Below are 17,771 nucleotides of genomic sequence, written 5' to 3'. Positions count from 1 at the left end.
TCAGGCCTTCAGCTGATTTCTGATAGGGAGACGGCGAATACGTTTACCGCAGGCAGCATGGATGGCGTTGCATAGTGCGGGAGCGATTGGTGGAAGACCAGGCTCGCCAACGCCACCTAAAGGGGTATCAGGTACATCACCAATCAAATGTACACGCGTGACTTTGGGGATATGGCTCATACGTGGTACCAGGTACTGGTGGAAATTGGTTTGCTCGATGGCGCCGTTCTTGGCGGTAATCTCGCTATGCAAGGCGATGCCTATTCCCATGACGCAGGAACCCTCCATTTGCGAGCGAATGCGCTCCGGGTTGATCTGAGGACCACAATCAAAGGCAATGTCAGCACTATGAATGGTCAGTTCACCGGCATCATCCACCTCGACATCGAATACCACTGCGGTATAAGACACGAAGCTATGATGTACCGCCAGCCCCAGTCCGCGTCCTTCCGGGCGCTCGCGTTCCCATTCGGCAGCGTCCGTGGCTTTTTCGATCACAGCACGCAGGCGGGCAATATCGATGGGGTAGAGCTTGGGGTCTTCGCCATAGTTCCAACTATCGTTTACGTCGCGAGGATTGATCTGGCGATCGGGACCGAGTAGTTCGAGCAGGTAGTCACGATGGTCGCGATTGGCCGCTTTTGCCATTTCGGCAACGAAGCTTTGGATGGCAAAAGCATGAGGCAAGTTGTATACCGACCGGAACCAGCCAATACGCAAGTGGGCAGGGGCGGCCGGATTTTCCAGGCGTACATTGGGGATATCGAAAGGCATCGTGTTGAAACCCATGCCCAGTTCAGAAGCACTCAAGTGCTTGGGATCTTGCTCGAACAGTGAACTGATGGTCGGCGCTGCCGTGCGGTGCCTCCACCCTATGGCATTGCCATCGGCATCAAGACCCGCTTCCAGCCGGTCCGCGGACACTGCGTGATAAAAGGAATGCTGGACATCGTCTTCCCGTGACCATTGCACGCGAACAGGTCGACCATCCAGTTGTTTGGCCAGTGTCGCTGCTTCAAACACATAGTCCGGCTTTGATTTGCGACCGAAACCTCCACCAAGCAGCGTGACGTTGATGGTGACATCCTGTGCATCGATGCCCAGCAACTCTGCCACGCCATCGCGAGTGGCTTGTGGCGCCTGAACGGGGGCCCAGGCTTCAGCCTTGCCGTCCTTGAAGACCACCTGGGCGACAGGGGGTTCCATAGGTGCCTGAGTCAGGTGGGGCATGTAATAGGTGGCGTCCAGCAGTGTCTCGGCATTCTCCAGCGCCGCCTCAATGTCACCGCTATTGCGGATGACCTCGCCGGGGGACTGTACGACTTTCTCGAGCTGTTCCCGGAAGTCATCGGAATTGTAATTGGCATTGTCGCCAGCAGAATCGTTGTCCCACTCGATCTTCAGTGCACGGCGACCTTCCATGGCCGCCCAGGTATTCTCGGCGACTACTGCCACGCCACCCAGTGGATGGAAAGCGGAGGGTTGAGGTGTCCCTTCGATCGTTACCACCTTGACGACGCCGGGGACTTCCAGGGCGGCACTGTCGTCGACGCTGGCAAGTTTGGCACCGTAAACCGGCGGATGTGCCACTACGGCATAGAGCATGTTATCCAGTAACACATCGGCTCCGTAAGTGGCCTTGCCGGCGACGATATCGGCACCATCGATAGCAAGAGGTCGTTTCGAAACTGACGGACCTGTCTCATTGTCCCGACCGATGTAGCGCCACTGGTCTCGCGGTTTGAGCACCAGGCTGTCGCGTTCGGGTACCGGCAACTGGCTGGCAGCTTCAGCAAGTTCGCCGAAGCTCAGCTCACGACCGCTGGGAGAATGCTTGACTGAGTGGACTCCAGCCTTGCACTCCTTGGCATCGACCTCCCACTGAGCTGCCGCGGCCTGCTCCAGCATGGTCCTGGCCGCGGCGGCGGCACGTCGCATAGGATCGAACCAGTGGCGCATGCTGCGCGAGCCATCGGTATCCTGGTTGCCGTAGCGTTCTTCATTGCCCGGGGCCTGTTCAACACGCACTTTCTGCCAATCTGCCCCCAGTTCATCGGCAACCACCATCACCAGGCTGGTGCGAATGCCCTGGCCCATTTCAGAGCGATGATTGACGACTGTGACACTGCCATCGGTGTCGATCTGGATGAACACATTGGGATCATCGACCCAACCATGTGGCATGCCATCTGCGCCATATTTCGTGGATTCCTGTTCTTCGGCCCAGGCTAGATTCCAGCGTGCGGCAATGACCAGAGCTCCGCTGGCTACCATGCCCTTGAGAATCTGGCGGCGGCTGACGTTGGCCAGCAACAGGGAATCGCGGGGCTTGTTGGTTGTCTGGGGCATGGTGACATCCCTGCTCATGACTGTTCCTCCTTGGCAGCTTCAGGTGCATGTCCGGCAACGTGCTGAATGGCCTGATGAATGCGTTGATAGGTACCGCAGCGACACAGGTTGCCGTTCATTGCCGAGACGATTTCCTCATCGCTAGGGGCTGGGGTTTCCTTGAGCAGGGCCGTGGCGCTCATGATCTGACCACCCTGACAATAGCCACACTGGGCAACGCCAAGATCCAACCAGGCTTGCTGGACGCGGCTGCCGGTTTCGTCGTCGGCAATGGCATCAATCGTAGTGATCTCGTGTTTGGCGGCGGTAGAGACCGGAGTGATGCAGGAACGTGTTGGCTTTCCATCCAGGTGTACCGTGCAGGCACCACATTGTGCTATGCCACAGCCAAATTTGGTTCCAGTGAGCTTGACGACATCCCGCAATGCCCATAGCAGCGGCATTTGCTCCGGTACATCGAGCTCATGCTTCTGCCCGTTGATGGTTAGGGTGATCATCTGCAATTCTCCTCATTGACATGCATGTCAGGAGACACCGGTCTTTGTCGGTTTTGTCCCCCGTAAAGACTTCCTTGATGCAAGCGCATAGAAAAACAGTGTAGGTAAAAAGTTAGGTGGGTAAACGTAAAGCGCCAGTAGATTGATTGTCGTAGAGAATTAGCTTGATATACGAGGGCTGTCTATAAGCGGAAGGTCATGGAGAGTGGAAGAGCATAGTTGAGCATATTCAGGGAGTTGGCATCTTGTCATATTTATTATGCTCTTTCGGCTATGAGATGGTTCGGTGTATCTGGGCGTCCATTAGACGGGTAGGATCTATACTTTCTCATTCTTTCTATTTAGCGAGGCTGCAACCATGAATGCCAAGTTCCTGTTGGATCAGTTGCTGAATCAGGCCAAGGGAGGCGGCAAGGCGTCGTCCAGTTCTCGTGGGTCTTCAGGTGGTTTTGATGTTGGAGGGCTGATCGGTAGCGTGGCGTCCTCCCTGGGTGGAGCGAAACAAGGAGGCAGTCGCGGGTCTGGCATGGGCAGTGGGATGGACATGAAGAGCCTGCTGGGAGGTGGCGCGCTTGGCATGTTGCTGGGCAAGGGCGGTGGCAAGACCGTCAAGTACGCGGCATTGGCTGGCCTTGGCATGATGGCGTTCAAGGCGTGGCAGCGTTCCCAGGGTGCTGCAGCAACTTCTCAACCGCCCTCCAGTGAAGGACGCCCACTCGAGGACCTGGAGGGTTCTGATCAGGAGCAACGTAGCCTCAGCGTGTTGCAGGCAGTGATCATGGCAGCCCGCGCCGATGGCCATATCGATGCCCAGGAGCGGCAACTGATCACGGAGCAAATGGGGCAACTGGGGGCTGATGACGAACTGAATGCCTGGGTTCAGCGTCAGCTCGAGGCACCGTTGGATGCCCAGGCGCTGGCCAGTCAGGCGGACTCTCCTCAGGCCGCGCGCGAAATGTACCTGATCAGCTACGCTGTGGTCAGCGATGAAAACGCCATGGAGCGTGCTTGGTTGAATGAACTGGGTGGGGCGTTGGGATTGGATGAAAGTGTGCGCAAGGAGCTGGAAAATCAACTGCACGCGGGTTGAAGGATAACGACACGGTATCAATGGGCGTCCCGAGGACGCCCTTCATGATTGTCATGGTGCGGGCCATTGAGCTGCAATGCTCTGGTCAGGTGAGCATTCTGTCTATTTTTCCGCTAAACGCACCACGCGATGACAGATCTTATTGACCACATCCTCATCATGGCTGACAAGCAATACTGCACAGCGTTTCTCTCTGGCCAGTTCGCACAACAAATCGATGATGTCCTTGGCAGTGATGGGGTCCAGCCGAGAGGTAGGCTCGTCGGCGAACAGCAGCACTGGATCCAGTAACATGGCGCGGGCAATGGCCAGACGTTGGAGTTCACCACCCGATACGGAAGAAGCTGTACGTTGGAGCAACTCTGGGCGCAGGCGTAGCCGTTCCAGCAGGGGAGGCAGCATAGTGCTGTCCAGTTGGTGCAGAGCGATCAGGTCATTGAACAGCACTTGCAAGGGAATATCTGGTGCGAAGGCTGCAGGTGGGTCCTGATAGAGCTTCTGGTAACGGTGCAGGGCAACGGTCGATGTTCTCTCTACCTGGCCTTGGTCTGGCTTGAGCAGCCCCAGCAGAATATCGCCAAGCGTGCTTTTGCCGCAGCCACTGTCACCCACGATGCCGATCACTTCTCCAGCTTGTATCTGCAGGTCCAATCCGGTGAATAGTTGGCGGCCGCCACGTTTCTTGCTCAAGCCGCTGGCAGAAAGTACAGGTGCTTGATCATTCGTGGGTAAAGGCTGTTTGCTGGAAGGCCAACGACGAGGTGAGGCTGCGATTAGCTCACTAGCGTAGTTGGATTTTGGGGCATGCAACAAGCCATGGGCTTGGCCGGTTTCTACCACCTGGCCTTGGCGCATCACGATGATTTGGCCCCCCAGCTGTCGTGCAACCTCGATATCGTGGGTGATCGTCAGGACAGCCCCACCGTTTTCGGCATGTTTGTTTAGAAGTACTGCCAGATTATTGCGCTGATTGGCATCCAGCCCCTTGGTCGGTTCATCCGCAAGCAGCAGCTTAGCTCCTCCTGCCGTCGCTGCACAGAAAGCTACACGTTGCGCCATGCCACCGGAAAGTTCGAAAGGGTATTTTGTGCTGTCTTCGGCAAGTCCCACTGCCGCCAGCGCATCATCTGCAAGTGCCAAGGCGGCTTCCATGTCGTCCTCCTTGACACATTCATGAACTTCGGCAATTTGCTGATGACTTCGCATCAAGGGATCCAATGAGTGCCATGGCTCCTGCGGCAACATGGTCAGTGTCCGTCCCCATAGACGCTGAAGGGCTTTCTGGCTAAGGGCTGCAATATCTTTTCCGTCAACAATAACCCTGCCTGTCTGCGTCAGTCCGCTAGGCAACAGACCCATGATGGCTTGCGCCAGGATACTCTTGCCTGCGCCAGTCTCACCCAGGATTGTCAGACGTTCTCCGGGGTGGAGCTGGAGAGACAGGTTGTCAACGAGCAACGTCCCTGCGGCATGTATGCACAGGTTCTCAAGCTGGAATAATGCGGTCATTGACGATGTCTCCCTGCCAGCAGGTTGAGAGCAAAGATCATGAGAAATACGGCAATGATAGGCTGGGCAAGTACCCAGGGAGCATCGCTGTAGTAGGGGAATAGCTCTACCATCATTAGACCGAGCTCTGCGGTTGGCGGCTGCAGCCCGACATAGACAAAACCGACTGCTGCCAGTGCGAGAATCGAGTTGGCTGTACCAAAGGCTGCCAGTGTCATTACTGGAGTAACGATTGTCGGCCATACATGGCGACGGAAGCAGTAGAGTGTACCGAAGCCCAACATTCGTGAAGCCTGCATCTGGGAAGAGGCCACGGCATTGCGAGTAAGAGCCCGTACGACACGGAAATACTCCACCCACAGTACCAGGGAAATAGCGATGTAGAGCATGGTGAGTGATCCTGGTGCCAATGCGGCGAACAACAGGATAAGTACCAGCCCCGGCAGTGCTAGCAGCACATTGACGAGAAAAGAGATGACTCGATCAACTAGGCCTTGCCTCCAGCCGGCCAACACTCCCAAGGCTACCCCAACACAGGCTGATGTCAGAGCGCAGAGCAAGCCGAGAAACATTGACAGGCGAACGGCATCCCCCATTCGTGCCAACATGCTACGGCCGAACTGGTCCGTACCCAGAGGCTCGGCCAGTGTGGGCGTGGCGAAAGTATTGTCCAAGTTCTGCAAGGCGGGATCCACAGGGTGGAGAATGGCTTCCAGAAGGGCGAATAGCAGTATTCCTAGAATGATGAATGCCCCTTTTTTCTGGCCTGTGGTCAGGCCTCCCCATGTTGCAGTCATGCTGCTCTTCTCCCTCGCGGATCAATGACATGGCAGGCAATATCCACCAATAGATTCAGCACAACGAAGATCAGGCCCATTGTCAGTGCCGTGCCTTGAATCATTGGTACATCTCTGGAAAAGATGGCATGGGCCAGCCCATGACCAATGCCTGGCCAGGAAAAAAGCGATTCGATCATGACAATGCCTTCGATCAGGGCAATCAGTTGAATGCCCATGAAGGCGATCACCGGGACGGCCATATTGCGAAATCCATGGCGAACAAGGGACTGGGGGTAGCTCAGTCCTTTAATGCGTGCAAAGCGGAAGAATGCAGAATTGATCGTATCGAATGCACTATGGCGCACTATTCGATTAGACACAGCAGCCAGCGCCAAAGCTAGTGCGATACCGGGAAGGACCACATAGCGAATGTCATAGAAACCAGCAACCGGCAGTAGTTTTAGTTGCAAGGCAAAGATCAGAAGCAAGATCAAACCGATGACGAATACCGGTTGGGCACGCAAGATGCTGGAGGCAAACAGTGCTAGACGGTCGAACCAGCCATTTGCGTGCATGGCGGCATAAAGGCCCACCGGGAAGGCGATGAGTGTGGCGAACAAGATAGCGATAAATGCCAGCAAGAGACTGTGACCCAGCAGGTGCCCTATCTCATGTGCGACTGGCAGACCACTGACCAGGGAGTTGCCAAGGTTGAAGTTTGCCAGTTCCCATAACCAGTGCAGATACAATTGCCAGCCGGGGCGGTCCAGTCCCAGTTCCTCACTGACGGCCTGTGCAGCAGCAGCATCCACATTATCGTAACCGTAGCGCCCGGCAGCGACGCGAAAGGCAATGTCGCTGGACATCATTCGAACCAGGACGAAGCTGATGGTCCCCACTGCCCAGGCCACAAAAGCGGCCTGTAAAAGACGCTTGAGAAGAAGTCTGATCATGGTTCACGGAACCTCATCTCGGCGATACGATAATTGCGTTCATAGGGGTCGAAAGTGAAGTTGAGGACCCGTTCGGACACTGCCGTCTGTTGGGTGTAGTAAATCACCGGAATTACAGGCATCTCCTGAGTGAGTATGTGGGTTACTTGTTGCACTCCCTGGCGATACTGGGCTTCGCTGGTCGTTGTACTGAGGCTGTTCAGCAGTGTTGATACCTGCTCGTTATACCAGCCTGTTGCTCCCCATTCGCCACTGCCTCCATTGCCGAAGTCCGCGATGAATACGCCTAGTGGGTTAGCGATATTGCCGTAGTTACGTGCGACCAGTGCGGTTTCCAAAGTACCGTCCAAGTGTTTGCGGGGAATCGCGCTGGTATTGACGACAGTCACTTTCAGGTCGATGCCGACTTCGCGCCATTGCGCCTGGATCACAGTGGCTATCACCAGTAGCTCAGGCCGGTCCGCATAAGTGATCATCTCCAATTGAAAGCGCTGCCCATCTCGTTGGAGGATGCCGTCATCACCAGGCTTCCAGCCTAGCTGCGCAAGTAGTTCGCGAGCTTTTTCAGGGTCATGATGTAGTGGGGGTAATGTATCGAGGTGCCAGTCAGCAAAAGCCGGTGGTGCAAGCTGGTTGGCTTCGGAACCCGTGACACGCATCACTTGCTTGCTGATATTGACTCGGTCGATCGCCAGACTCATTGCCAGGCGTGCATCGCGTTCTGTCATCAGAGGATGGCTGGCATTGAGCTTGATCTGAATGGTGCGGGGGATCACGTCGGAGTGGACAGTGACATGCTTTTGGCGTTGCAACAGCTCCAGGCTGGCAGGGTCGAGTGTATAGATAATGTCAGTTTGTCCGGCCATGACCTGCAACGCGCGGCTTTCGGCTCTGTGCCCAGTAAGATAGGCGGCGTTGGCGATGTGGGCGGATTCGCCCCAATAGTCATCGAAGCGGGAGACCACCAGCCGGTGGGGTGGTTCGAATGAACGGATTTTGTAGGGACCTGTGCCGTACATCCACTCTACCTGAGCCTCATCAGTGAATGAAGCTGGCGAGAGAATTGCACTTGAGAAATGCGCCATGATTGCAGGAAGTGGTCGATATGGCTGGGCCATGGTAATCGCAATCGATGTTTTGCTGGTCTCGACGATATGGGTGATAGGGGCCTTGGTAATGACCCCAGGTTTCATACGGGCCATGCGTAGGGCGTTAACCACTGCGGCGGCGTCCATCAGGCTGCCGTCATGGAAACGAACCCCTTCGCGCAAGGCGAAAGTCCATGTCAGTCCGTCGTCGCTGAGAGCCCAGCCAGTGGCGAGCCCTGGCAGGAGATTGCCTTTGTCATCAACTTCTACCAGGGTTTCAGCAACCTGCATGCGAGTATAGATATAACCATCACGGGCTGGATCCTGGCTAGTGAACTCGAAGGGACCCCCAAGGGTGAGTAAATCCGGATCCTGATTTGGGGTGCAGGCACTCAGCAGCCCTAGACATAATCCCACCAGCAGGACTGGCAGTGGTATCGCAAAAAATTGTTTACGACGCATCAGCTTAATAGCGCTCCAGGTATAGGGGCCAAGCGAATCGAAAAGGAAGCGAATGCTATAGCGAAATAATGCTGGCTAGCCAGCAAGCCAATTTGTCGATAATTGAAATGGCACAATTGAGGCAGCATGTCCTTTTATTTTTAGAAACACGGGACATGCAGTGTTTTGTGCCTCGTCATATGAAGGGCTCCTGGTTCATTATTGTGAGATGACTCTAAGTTTACCTCGTCACTGTTTCCGGCTGCTGCGGTAGGGCGAGGGCTTGTGGATGTGCCGAGAACAGAGCCCGGAACAGCTTGATGGTCAGCCACAGGATGCCCAGCGGAAAGATCAGGGTTTGAAACACGAAGAGAGCCATCAGGTGAAGGACTGCGCTGGTACCAGACTCTATTCGTGCCTGGATAGCTTCGGTGTCGATGGTACTGGACAGTGTCGACAGCTTGTCGCCGAGGCGGTCGATAAAGCCTTGATTCTCTCCCGCCAGGTGACGGCGAACACTTTCGCGTTGCTTGTCGATACGGGCGAGTTCCGCCAGTTGTACCTGGTGTTCCTCCGTTGCTGTCTTCAGGTCTTCGCTTTGCCGGGCGAGACGTGCCTCGAGTTCTTCCAGCCGAGGCTCGGTATGGAAGGGGTTGAGAAGGTCGGAGAGGCTCATGTCGGCCTTGATCATGGCAATACGGCCGCGACTCTGAGTCACCAGATTTCTGGCCACTGCGAGGCGCTGGTTGGTTTCTACCAGGGCATCGCGCACTTCCCGGCGCTGGGTTGTCAGTTGGGCTATCTCGTCCTCCAGGCTTTCTCGCTCCTTGGCGGTGAGGTGGTCGCTGGTGGGCGCTGCAGCACTCGTCTGGACTTCTTCAGCCAGGATATTGACTTGGGCCATGTTGCGTTCGGTGGGCTCATCAAGAAAGGCCTGTGACACCAGAGTGTTGAGCAGCAGGGTAATCAGCACCAGAAAACGAGGCAGGCAGACCAGCACAAAAAGTTTCCAGCACCAGCGTGCGCTGCGGGGATGCAGCCATACACTAATGAGTAGAAGTAGGGCAGTGATGCTCAAGGTGGCCTTGAAAAAGGGAGTTGCGGAAATTTCGAGGAGCAGGTTCTGGCCGACGAGGGAGCCGATGGCCAGCATCATGATGTCGGCATAGTGCTCCACCAGATCATTGAACGGATCGAGTATCTCGAAAGGTCTTGTCGAGACGCCTGCACCGAGGGATAGGCCGACCTCGGATGACTGCAGTACGGAAATTCCTGCGTTCAGTCCTCGTGCTGCTGCGTAGGCGACCAGAGCTTGAGTGGTGGCGCTTTCTACATGGCGTTGGGCAGTATGGTCGACGGCGTCCCACCAGGAGATGGCGGCGATCAGTACCAGCAGAAGCGAAAACAGAGCCTTGATCAGGATTCTGCGATGATGCTGGCTATGATGAGAGGGTGCAGGAGACGAGGGTGCTGGCATAGAAGAACATCCAATTTGGCATATTTGGTGACAAGAAGATGGAAGCCAGGCAAACGCGCCGATTGATGCTCTGGCGACTTGGCTTTGCGCTATTGGCGCTGCCCGGTAGAATGTTACCCCAAGACTCCAGCACCGATCATCGCGAAACACCGGCGGGCTGTGCCGTAGTGTTTAAGGCCTCGTTAAGGTCGCGCTAATGTCGCAGTATGCCTGTGTAGTGCTAGTGTGAGGCGTTATTGTGGCGAACGGGATTCATTCGATGAGGCGGTGCTGACAGGTCAACCGTCCCAACTCCAGCAGTAAGGAAAATTCGTTCCATGAGTTATCAGGTCCTGGCCCGCAAGTGGCGGCCGCGCACCTTCCATGAGCTGGTTGGGCAAGAGCATGTTCAACGTGCCCTGGTCAATGCTCTGGACCAGGGACGTCTGCATCATGCTTACCTGTTCACTGGAACCCGGGGAGTAGGCAAGACCACGCTGGCGCGGATTCTGGCCAAGTGCTTGAACTGCACTGCGGGAGGCCATGGGGATGAGGGCATTACCTCGAACCCTTGTGGTACCTGTGATGCTTGCGTATCCATTGATCAGGGCCGCTTCGTCGACCTGATCGAAGTCGATGCGGCATCTCGTACCAAGGTCGAAGATACCCGTGAGCTGCTCGACAATGTCCAGTACGCGCCGACTCAGGGACGCTACAAGGTGTACCTCATCGATGAGGTGCACATGCTCTCCACCAGTAGTTTCAACGCTCTATTGAAGACATTGGAAGAGCCGCCTCCTCATGTAAAGTTCCTGCTGGCAACCACCGATCCCCAGAAGCTGCCTGCGACGGTGTTATCACGCTGTCTGCAGTTCACCCTCAAGCATATGCCGCCCGAGCGCATCGTGGGACACCTGTCCAAGGTGCTGGAAGCTGAGAATGTGCCGTTCGAGGAGTCTGCCTTGTGGTTGCTGGGCAAGGCAGCGGCAGGTTCCATGCGCGATGCAATGAGCCTGACGGATCAATCCATTGCTTTTGGCCAGGGCGAAGTGCGCCACGCGGATGTGGCGGCCATGCTGGGTACGCTTGATCATCGGCATGTACTGGCGCTGGTGGAGGCCTTGTCCGATGTGGATGCCGCCCGAGTGCTGCAGGAAGTCGCCAAGCTGGCGGAACAGGGTCCGGACTTTGCTGCCGTTCTGGATGACCTCACTGCGATACTGCACCGCCTGGCGATTGGCCAGATGGTGCCCCAGGCCCTGGATAACGGTCATGGTGACAGGGAAACATTGCTTGCCTTGTCTGCTCGTTTCACTGCCGAAGACATCCAGCTGTATTACCAGATTGGTGTCCAGGGACGAGCGGATATGGCGCATGCGCCGGATCTGCGCACCGCATTGGAAATGACCTTGTTGCGGATGTTGGCGTTTCGCCCGCAGGGTGTTCCCAAGCCTGCACGAACGCCTCTGCCGCTGCGCGCAGCACCCGAACAACAGGGGCAGGGTAGTATCGAGCAGCCTTCTACCCAAGCCGCAGTTGAAGGCGCAGGCTCTACCGGAACAGCGGTTGAAGACTCTACCGGAACAGCTGTTGAGGACTCTGTACCCGAGCCGCCGCCAGAGGCTACACCGCGTAGCGAACCTCCGCCCTGGGAGGACGGCGCTACGGAGGACCCTACTCCAGGCGCTGAGATGTGCGAGACCGAGGCATCCAGCGCAGAAAATACCGTTACAGCTCCAGCCCAGGCACTGGCGCATGAGCCGTCGCCCATGCCGCAGCCGTTACCAGAACCATCATCGCCAGAACTCGCGCAACCGGTCTCTGGTGAGCCAAGATTCAATGGACCAGATTCCGACAAGCCAGCCACCGTAGAGCTTCCTCCCTGGGAAGAGACTGTGCCGGACAATGCGCAGGAGCCTGAGGATGTGGCGGCGGCTGATTCGGCAAATGTTGCTTCGCCAGACGTCTCGAATACACCAAACCTGGATCCCGCAGTGTCGAGTGATGTCACTGACGCGCCGGCCGAGACTGTCGTTGAGCCTGTTGTTGCGTCTATTGTCGAACCCAGTGCTGCCGTGGATACGGTCGCTGATGCCACGCCAGCCATTGATGACAGTCGCGCTTCCGAATCAAGGGCTGGCGTGGTGGATGGGGTCGAAGGCCGCTTGAACCATGCCATATGGCTGGCTTCCTTCGACACACTGGGACTTTCCGGACTGACGCGTAACCTGGCGGCCCACTGTGTGGTAGGCGAAGATGATGGGCAAAGCGTACAAATGTTGCTGGATCCATCGCAGGCGGCGATGAATGCGGAAGTCCACATCACGCGGATTCGCGATGCTCTGGAAGCCGCAGGTTATCCACGGCGCCTGGATATAGAGGTCTGTGAGCTTCCCGGTAACGTGGAAACGCCACGCCAGATGGCCGAACGCCTTGCAGCAGAACGTCATGCTCAGGCGGTTGAGTCCTTGAAGCAAGACCCCCATATCCAGCAAATGCAACAGACCTTCGGTGCCCGCCTGGTGGAATCCACGGTAAAGCCCCTAGAACCGGAAAACGAGCGCTGAGATAGCATTATTTCACAACAGCATTGTCTGAAATGAATACACAACGGCTGGCATGGGCCGGTCGTTAGACCCCATCGGAAAGAGGACAGCACCATGTTCAAGGGCGGAATGGGCAACCTGATGAAGCAGGCCCAGGAAATGCAGACCAAGATGCAGCAGATCCAGGAAGAGATTGCCAAGTCTGAAGTCCTGGGCGAGGCCGGTGCCGGCATGGTCAAGGTGACCATGAATGGTCGCCATGATGTCAGCCGCGTCGAAATCGATCCCAGCATCATGGAAGAAGACAAGGAACTGCTGGAAGACTTGCTGGCCGCAGCGGTCAATGACGCTGTGCGCAAGGTAGAACAGAACTCTCGAGAGAAGATGGAAGAAGCGACAGCCGGCCTGAATCTGCCGCCGGGTTTCAAGATGCCTTTCTGAGGCAAAATATTTTCCCGGACCTGCATCCTGGTCACCTACACCCTAAGTCACCCAGGGCCCTGTAATCGGACACTGAGAATCGGATGAGCTTTTCCCCTCTTGTCGAGCAATTGATGGAAGCACTGCGTGTGCTTCCTGGCGTGGGCCCCAAGACCGCTCAACGCATGGCCATGCACTTGCTGGAGCGTAATCGGGAAGGTGGCGAGCGCCTGGCAGCAGTGATGCGAGAAGCGGTGGAGCGCGTGGGCTACTGTCAGCGTTGCCGAACGTTGACCGAAGAGCCGTTATGCGGCCTATGTCAAAGCCCCCGTCGTGATGACAGCCTGCTCTGTGTCGTCGAGTCACCGGCAGACATGCTGGCGATCGAAGACGCTGGTGGTTATCAGGGCCGTTACTTCGTCCTGCATGGACACCTTTCGCCGCTCGATGGTATTGGCCCCGAGGATATCGGTCTCGATCAACTGGATGCCTTGATGGAAGAGGGGCAGGTGCAGGAGGTTGTGCTGGCCACCAATCCTACTGTGGAAGGTGAAGCCACTGCCCACTACATCGCCGCTCAGATCCAGCGCCATGGCGCGCGCCTGTCGCGATTGGCCTATGGTGTTCCCATGGGCGGTGAACTTGAGTACGTCGATGGCGGTACCCTGAGTCGCGCCTTCTCTGGTCGCTTGCCGTTTCTCGGTGAGTGATATTCTTCATCCAGCTGGACACTTGAATGCCTGTTTCCCCTGATATTCGATGGATCGATACTCCTGACGCACTGGACGCTGTCTGTCAGGCGCTTGATGATGCCTCTGTACTGGCCCTGGATACCGAGTTCTTCCGTGAGAAGAGCTTTTTTCCTGTCCCCGCCCTCATCCAGGTCTGCGGTGGTGGCCCTGCTTACTTGATTGATCCGTTGGCAGTGGATTGCACGGATGCTTTTCGTCGTCTCCTGACGGGCAGTGCGATCAAGCTGCTTCATGCCAGCAGTGAAGACCTGGAAGTCTTCGAGCACTGGGCGGGAGTATTGCCAACCCCTCTGGTAGATACCCAAGTGGCGCAGAGCCTGCTAGGTGAAGATGCCGCTATCGGCTATCAGCGCCTGGTCGAGCACTGGATCGGGCAGACCTTGCCCAAGGACGAGACGCGCTCCAACTGGCTGGAGAGGCCGCTGAGCGATGCTCAGTTGAGCTATGCCGCCATGGACGTGGTGTTCTTGCTCGAGGTATGGAAACACCAGCAGGCAGCCTTGTCGCGCCTTGAGCGCCTCGACTGGGTGATGGCCGATTGCGCTGAGCTGGTGGCTCAATCTCAGCGTACAGAAGAGGGTGACGGCCAGTGGTATCTGCGCCAACGACAGCTCTGGCGCCTCAAGCCTCAGCAAGTCGAGGCCTATCGGCTGATGACGACCTGGCGGGAAGGCGAAGCGCGTGAGAGGAACCTGCCCCGGGGCTGGGTGGTTCACGATCGGGTGTTGTATGCGATCGCCGAACGGATGCCGGAAAATCGCTTTGAACTGGCAGAAGTGGAGGGGGTGAAGCCAACGCTGATCAAGCGCGAAGGGGATGTGTTGCTGGCCATGGTCAAGCAGGCTCGCCACACAGAAGTGGCAGACTTGCCAACCGCTTCCCTGTCACCAAGCCTGCCTCCGTTCAAGAAGCGCATGAAAGCCCTCAAGCAGGTGGTCAATGCAGAGTCCGAGACTCTGGGTGTCGCTGCGGAGGTGCTGCTTCGCCGCCGCGAGATGGAGGCGTTGGTCACTGCCAACATGCGTGCTGAGCCCCTGCCGTTGCTGAAGGGCTGGCGTGGCGAATTGCTCAATCCGAAACTGGATGCAGCGTTGAACAGCTTCAAGTGATGTCGGTGGGCGAGAACGACGAGATAAATCCTGTTCCAGGTCCGTTCGTACCAATGGCTCACTTGTACATCATGAATCAATGGGTTTTTAAACGGCACAATAGTGCAAGTGGGCTTTGAATGGCCAAAGTAACGATGAAAGACAAGCTGCTGTGTGAGATCTACAAGAGCTCACGCAAGGAAGAGATGTATCTCTACGTGGACAAGCGCAAGGGCCTCACAGAGGTTCCCGAGGCGTTGCTGGAACATTTTGGCAAGGCTATTCCTGCGATGACCATGATCCTGACGGCTGACAAGACGTTGGCGCGAACCAGTGGAGCCGCAGTGATGGAGGCCATTGCCGAACAGGGCTTCTACCTGCAGATGCCTCCTGCCAAGGAAGACTACATGCTTGACCTGTATCGCACTCCTACCGAAGCGCGTTATTGAATTTCCACCTTCTGGTCCAGGCTCGCGTAGAAAGGGCAGACCACAACTCCGTGACAGTAATATGAGAGAACGTTTCTGGGAGCGCTATGCGCTCGATGAGTTGACCCCGGAGGAATGGGAGGCTCTGTGCGACGGCTGCGGCCAATGCTGCCTGCTCAAGTTTCAGGACGAAGAGAGCGGCGACCTGGCCATTCTCAATCTGGCGTGCACATTGCTCGACATCGGCTCTTGTCGCTGCAGCGACTATCCCAACCGTTTCAACAAGGTGCCGGATTGCACTCAGTTGACTCCAGCGCTTGTCGGGCAGTTCAAGTGGCTGCCGCATTCCTGTGCCTATCGCCGTCTGGCGGAAGGGCGCAAGCTGGCCGGTTGGCACCACCTGATCAGCGGTGACCGTGAGCGTGTGCATCGCAAGGGTATCAGCGTGCGTTCTTTCGCCGTCTCCCAGGATGGGGTACGGGAAGAACACTACGAAGACCATATCATCGCCATCATTCCCATCGATGATTAACGAGCTACGAGCTACGAGCTATGAATAGATCGGCTCGACTATCCCGCCATCATCTCGATCAGAGCATCATGAAACGCCTGCGCCGTGGGCGTTAGGCCTCGTCCAGCATCCCAGGCCAGTCCCACGTCCATGGTCGGAATCGGGGTGCTGAGATCGATGTGCTCGATACGTCGCCCTTCCAGTGACCATGGACGGTAGACCATATCCGAAAGAATGCTGATACCCGCGCCATTGGCCACCAGGCTACGCACTGCCTCCACCGATGATGTACTGAACAGTGTGCGTGGAGCCAGGCCGCTGGGAGCCCAGTATTTGAGCGCTGTCTGCTCAGCTTCGTCGACATTGAGCATGATGTATGGCTCCTGGGCGACATCTTCCAGGCCTACCTGCCGATGTCCCAAAAGCGGATGGTGACTTCCGACCCATAGCCGCCTCGGCGAGCGAATCAACAGGTGTGTTTCCAGCGACGTGTCGGGCTCTAGATTGGAGACCAGCATGATGGCTAGATCAAACGTCCCACTTTTCAGCCCCGATTGAATGACCGGCCTTGAAGCCTCATGCAAGCGTACTTCGACCCCCGGATAGCGGCGTTGGAATTGAGCCAGCAAGGGTGGCAGGAAGTAACCGGCCACGGTGTAGCTCATGGCCAGCTCCAGTCGGCCAGTCAGCGTGGGGGAATGCACCCTTGTGCTATCGAAGGCTTCGTCCACCGCCTGGAACACATGCCGAACCTGTTGCAGAAAACGGGTGCCTTCGCGGGTCAGCAGCATGCCCTGAGCCTGACGATCGAATAATTTGACCCCCAGTTCTTCCTCGATTTCCCGGACGCCAGTGGTGATGGAGGACTGTGAGACATTCAGGTCGACCGCGGCCTGGGTGACTTTGCCGCTTTCAGCAACGGCCACAAAATAACGTAGCTTTCGCAGTGAAGGAGTTCTGGCCATGACCTGATGTCCACTGAGTTTAGGCTTGGTGTTCGGATTTTTTGATAATGCCAAACAAGAATGAATAATTCCAAAGATAAAAGGGCTGAGATACACCTGTGAGTACCGAAAGACGGAGACTCACAATGACAACGGTACTGGACATCAATGCCGATATGGGCGAGGGCTTTGGCTCATGGCTGATCGGGGAGGGGGTCGATGACGACATTATGGCATTGATCAGCTCGGCCAACATCGCGACAGGTTTTCATGCCGGCGATCCTTCCACCATGACCCACAGCTTGCGTGAAGCCCGGAAACATGGCGTGGCCGTGGGCGCTCATCCTGGGTTCCGGGATCTGGTCGGCTTCGGACGCCGCCATATCAATGCCACCCCGGAAGAGCTGGTCAATGATGTGCTCTATCAACTGGGCGCGCTGCGTGAGCTGGCGCATAGGGAAGGCATGAACCTGCATCACCTCAAGCTGCATGGCGCATTGTTCATGCATGCGGCACGTGATGAGGCGTTTGCGTCTCAGTTATGTGAAGCCTTGGTGGCATCAGGCACAGACCTGCCGATCTATTGCCTGGTGGGTTCAGTACTCGACCAAGTGGCTCGACAGGCTGGTTTGCGCCCGGTTCACGAGTTCTATGCCGATCGTGACTACGACGATAACGGTTCGATTGTGTTTGTCCGCCAGGTGGCACGACGTGATCCGGAGCAGGTGGCTGCCAAGGTGCTGCTGGCTGCTACCGAGGGTGTCGTCGAGAGCATCAATGGCAAGCGAGTGGCGGTGAGCTGCGACTCAGTATGCCTACACAGCGATTCTCCAGGAGCGCTGGATATGCTCAAGGCCATTCGTCGTCACCTGGATGAAGCCGGTATCGAAGTGCGGACGATGTGAGCTTTCTCACCAATT

Annotated in this window: 16 protein-coding genes; 8 read left to right on the top strand and 8 right to left on the bottom strand. The window is 56.5% G+C overall.

Features of this window, described 5'->3' with window-relative positions; all coding sequences use genetic code 11:
• Both Q1K07_RS05525 and Q1K07_RS05520 read right to left on the bottom strand, forming a co-directional pair.
• Positions 1–2,367 (bottom strand): xanthine dehydrogenase family protein molybdopterin-binding subunit, encoded by a 2,367-nt coding sequence (locus tag Q1K07_RS05525; protein ID WP_300309081.1) that lies wholly within the window; start codon positions 2,365–2,367, stop codon positions 1–3.
• Positions 2,364–2,846: a (2Fe-2S)-binding protein gene (locus tag Q1K07_RS05520; RefSeq protein WP_300309079.1), complete on the bottom strand. Its 483-nt coding sequence runs from the start codon at positions 2,844–2,846 to the stop codon at positions 2,364–2,366. The genes Q1K07_RS05525 and Q1K07_RS05520 overlap by 4 nt, the downstream gene beginning before the upstream one ends.
• Positions 2,847–3,204: 358 nt before the next feature.
• Here Q1K07_RS05520 and Q1K07_RS05515 point away from each other — a divergent pair, with 358 nt between their 5' ends.
• Positions 3,205–3,936, top strand: coding sequence for a tellurite resistance TerB family protein (locus tag Q1K07_RS05515; RefSeq protein ID WP_300309077.1), 732 nt, complete (start codon positions 3,205–3,207; stop codon positions 3,934–3,936).
• A gap of 102 nt (positions 3,937–4,038) precedes the next feature.
• Here the strand turns inward: Q1K07_RS05515 and Q1K07_RS05510 are convergent, their stop codons facing one another.
• The 5 genes from Q1K07_RS05510 to Q1K07_RS05490 form a co-directional block, all read right to left on the bottom strand.
• Entirely contained in the window at positions 4,039–5,445 is a 1,407-nt protein-coding gene (locus tag Q1K07_RS05510) for an ATP-binding cassette domain-containing protein (RefSeq protein WP_300309075.1), read from the bottom strand.
• On the bottom strand, positions 5,442–6,242 hold the full coding sequence (locus Q1K07_RS05505) for an ABC transporter permease (RefSeq protein ID WP_300309073.1): 801 nt from the start codon (positions 6,240–6,242) through the stop codon (positions 5,442–5,444). The genes Q1K07_RS05510 and Q1K07_RS05505 overlap by 4 nt, the downstream gene beginning before the upstream one ends.
• Complete coding sequence (locus Q1K07_RS05500) at positions 6,239–7,177, bottom strand: ABC transporter permease (protein ID WP_300309071.1); 939 nt, start codon at positions 7,175–7,177, stop codon at positions 6,239–6,241. The genes Q1K07_RS05505 and Q1K07_RS05500 overlap by 4 nt, the downstream gene beginning before the upstream one ends.
• A complete protein-coding gene (locus tag Q1K07_RS05495) occupies positions 7,174–8,727 on the bottom strand; it encodes an ABC transporter substrate-binding protein (RefSeq protein ID WP_300309069.1) in 1,554 nt (517 codons plus the stop codon). The genes Q1K07_RS05500 and Q1K07_RS05495 overlap by 4 nt, the downstream gene beginning before the upstream one ends.
• Positions 8,728–8,947: 220 nt before the next feature.
• Entirely contained in the window at positions 8,948–10,183 is a 1,236-nt protein-coding gene (locus tag Q1K07_RS05490) for a hypothetical protein (RefSeq protein ID WP_300309068.1), read from the bottom strand.
• A 317-nt stretch (positions 10,184–10,500) separates the two neighbouring features.
• On the opposite strand from Q1K07_RS05490, the gene dnaX reads away from it, so the two are divergent.
• The 6 genes from dnaX (at position 10,501) to Q1K07_RS05460 (ending at position 15,928) form a co-directional block, all read left to right on the top strand.
• Positions 10,501–12,729 carry a DNA polymerase III subunit gamma/tau gene (gene dnaX, locus Q1K07_RS05485; RefSeq protein ID WP_300309066.1) on the top strand — a complete coding sequence of 743 codons (2,229 nt, stop codon included), beginning with the start codon at positions 10,501–10,503 and terminating at the stop codon, positions 12,727–12,729.
• A gap of 93 nt (positions 12,730–12,822) precedes the next feature.
• Positions 12,823–13,149, top strand: a complete 327-nt coding sequence (locus Q1K07_RS05480; protein WP_300309063.1) for a YbaB/EbfC family nucleoid-associated protein — start codon at positions 12,823–12,825, stop codon at positions 13,147–13,149.
• 83 nt (positions 13,150–13,232) lie between these two features.
• Positions 13,233–13,838 (top strand): recombination mediator RecR, encoded by a 606-nt coding sequence (gene recR / locus Q1K07_RS05475; protein ID WP_300309061.1) that lies wholly within the window; start codon positions 13,233–13,235, stop codon positions 13,836–13,838.
• 26 nt (positions 13,839–13,864) lie between these two features.
• Positions 13,865–14,989 (top strand): ribonuclease D, encoded by a 1,125-nt coding sequence (gene rnd, locus Q1K07_RS05470; protein ID WP_300309059.1) that lies wholly within the window; start codon positions 13,865–13,867, stop codon positions 14,987–14,989.
• A 134-nt stretch (positions 14,990–15,123) separates the two neighbouring features.
• On the top strand, positions 15,124–15,417 hold the full coding sequence (locus Q1K07_RS05465) for a YcgL domain-containing protein (protein WP_300309263.1): 294 nt from the start codon (positions 15,124–15,126) through the stop codon (positions 15,415–15,417).
• Positions 15,418–15,478: 61 nt separating this feature from the next.
• Complete coding sequence (locus tag Q1K07_RS05460; RefSeq protein WP_300309057.1) at positions 15,479–15,928, top strand: YcgN family cysteine cluster protein; 450 nt, start codon at positions 15,479–15,481, stop codon at positions 15,926–15,928.
• Positions 15,929–15,966: 38 nt separating this feature from the next.
• Here Q1K07_RS05460 and Q1K07_RS05455 read toward each other — a convergent pair whose 3' ends face one another.
• On the bottom strand, positions 15,967–16,872 hold the full coding sequence (locus Q1K07_RS05455; protein ID WP_300309055.1) for a LysR substrate-binding domain-containing protein: 906 nt from the start codon (positions 16,870–16,872) through the stop codon (positions 15,967–15,969).
• Between the two features lie 125 nt (positions 16,873–16,997).
• Here Q1K07_RS05455 and Q1K07_RS05450 point away from each other — a divergent pair, with 125 nt between their 5' ends.
• Entirely contained in the window at positions 16,998–17,756 is a 759-nt protein-coding gene (locus Q1K07_RS05450) for a 5-oxoprolinase subunit PxpA (protein ID WP_300309053.1), read from the top strand.
• Positions 17,757–17,771: the final 15 nt, after the last annotated feature.

Origin of the sequence: Halomonas sp., from assembly GCF_029263665.1 — a bacterium.
Classification (GTDB): Bacteria; Pseudomonadota; Gammaproteobacteria; order Pseudomonadales; family Halomonadaceae; genus Halomonas.
The sequence above is the reverse complement of the archived record's forward strand: the minus strand, read 5'-3'. Positions and strand labels throughout refer to the sequence as shown.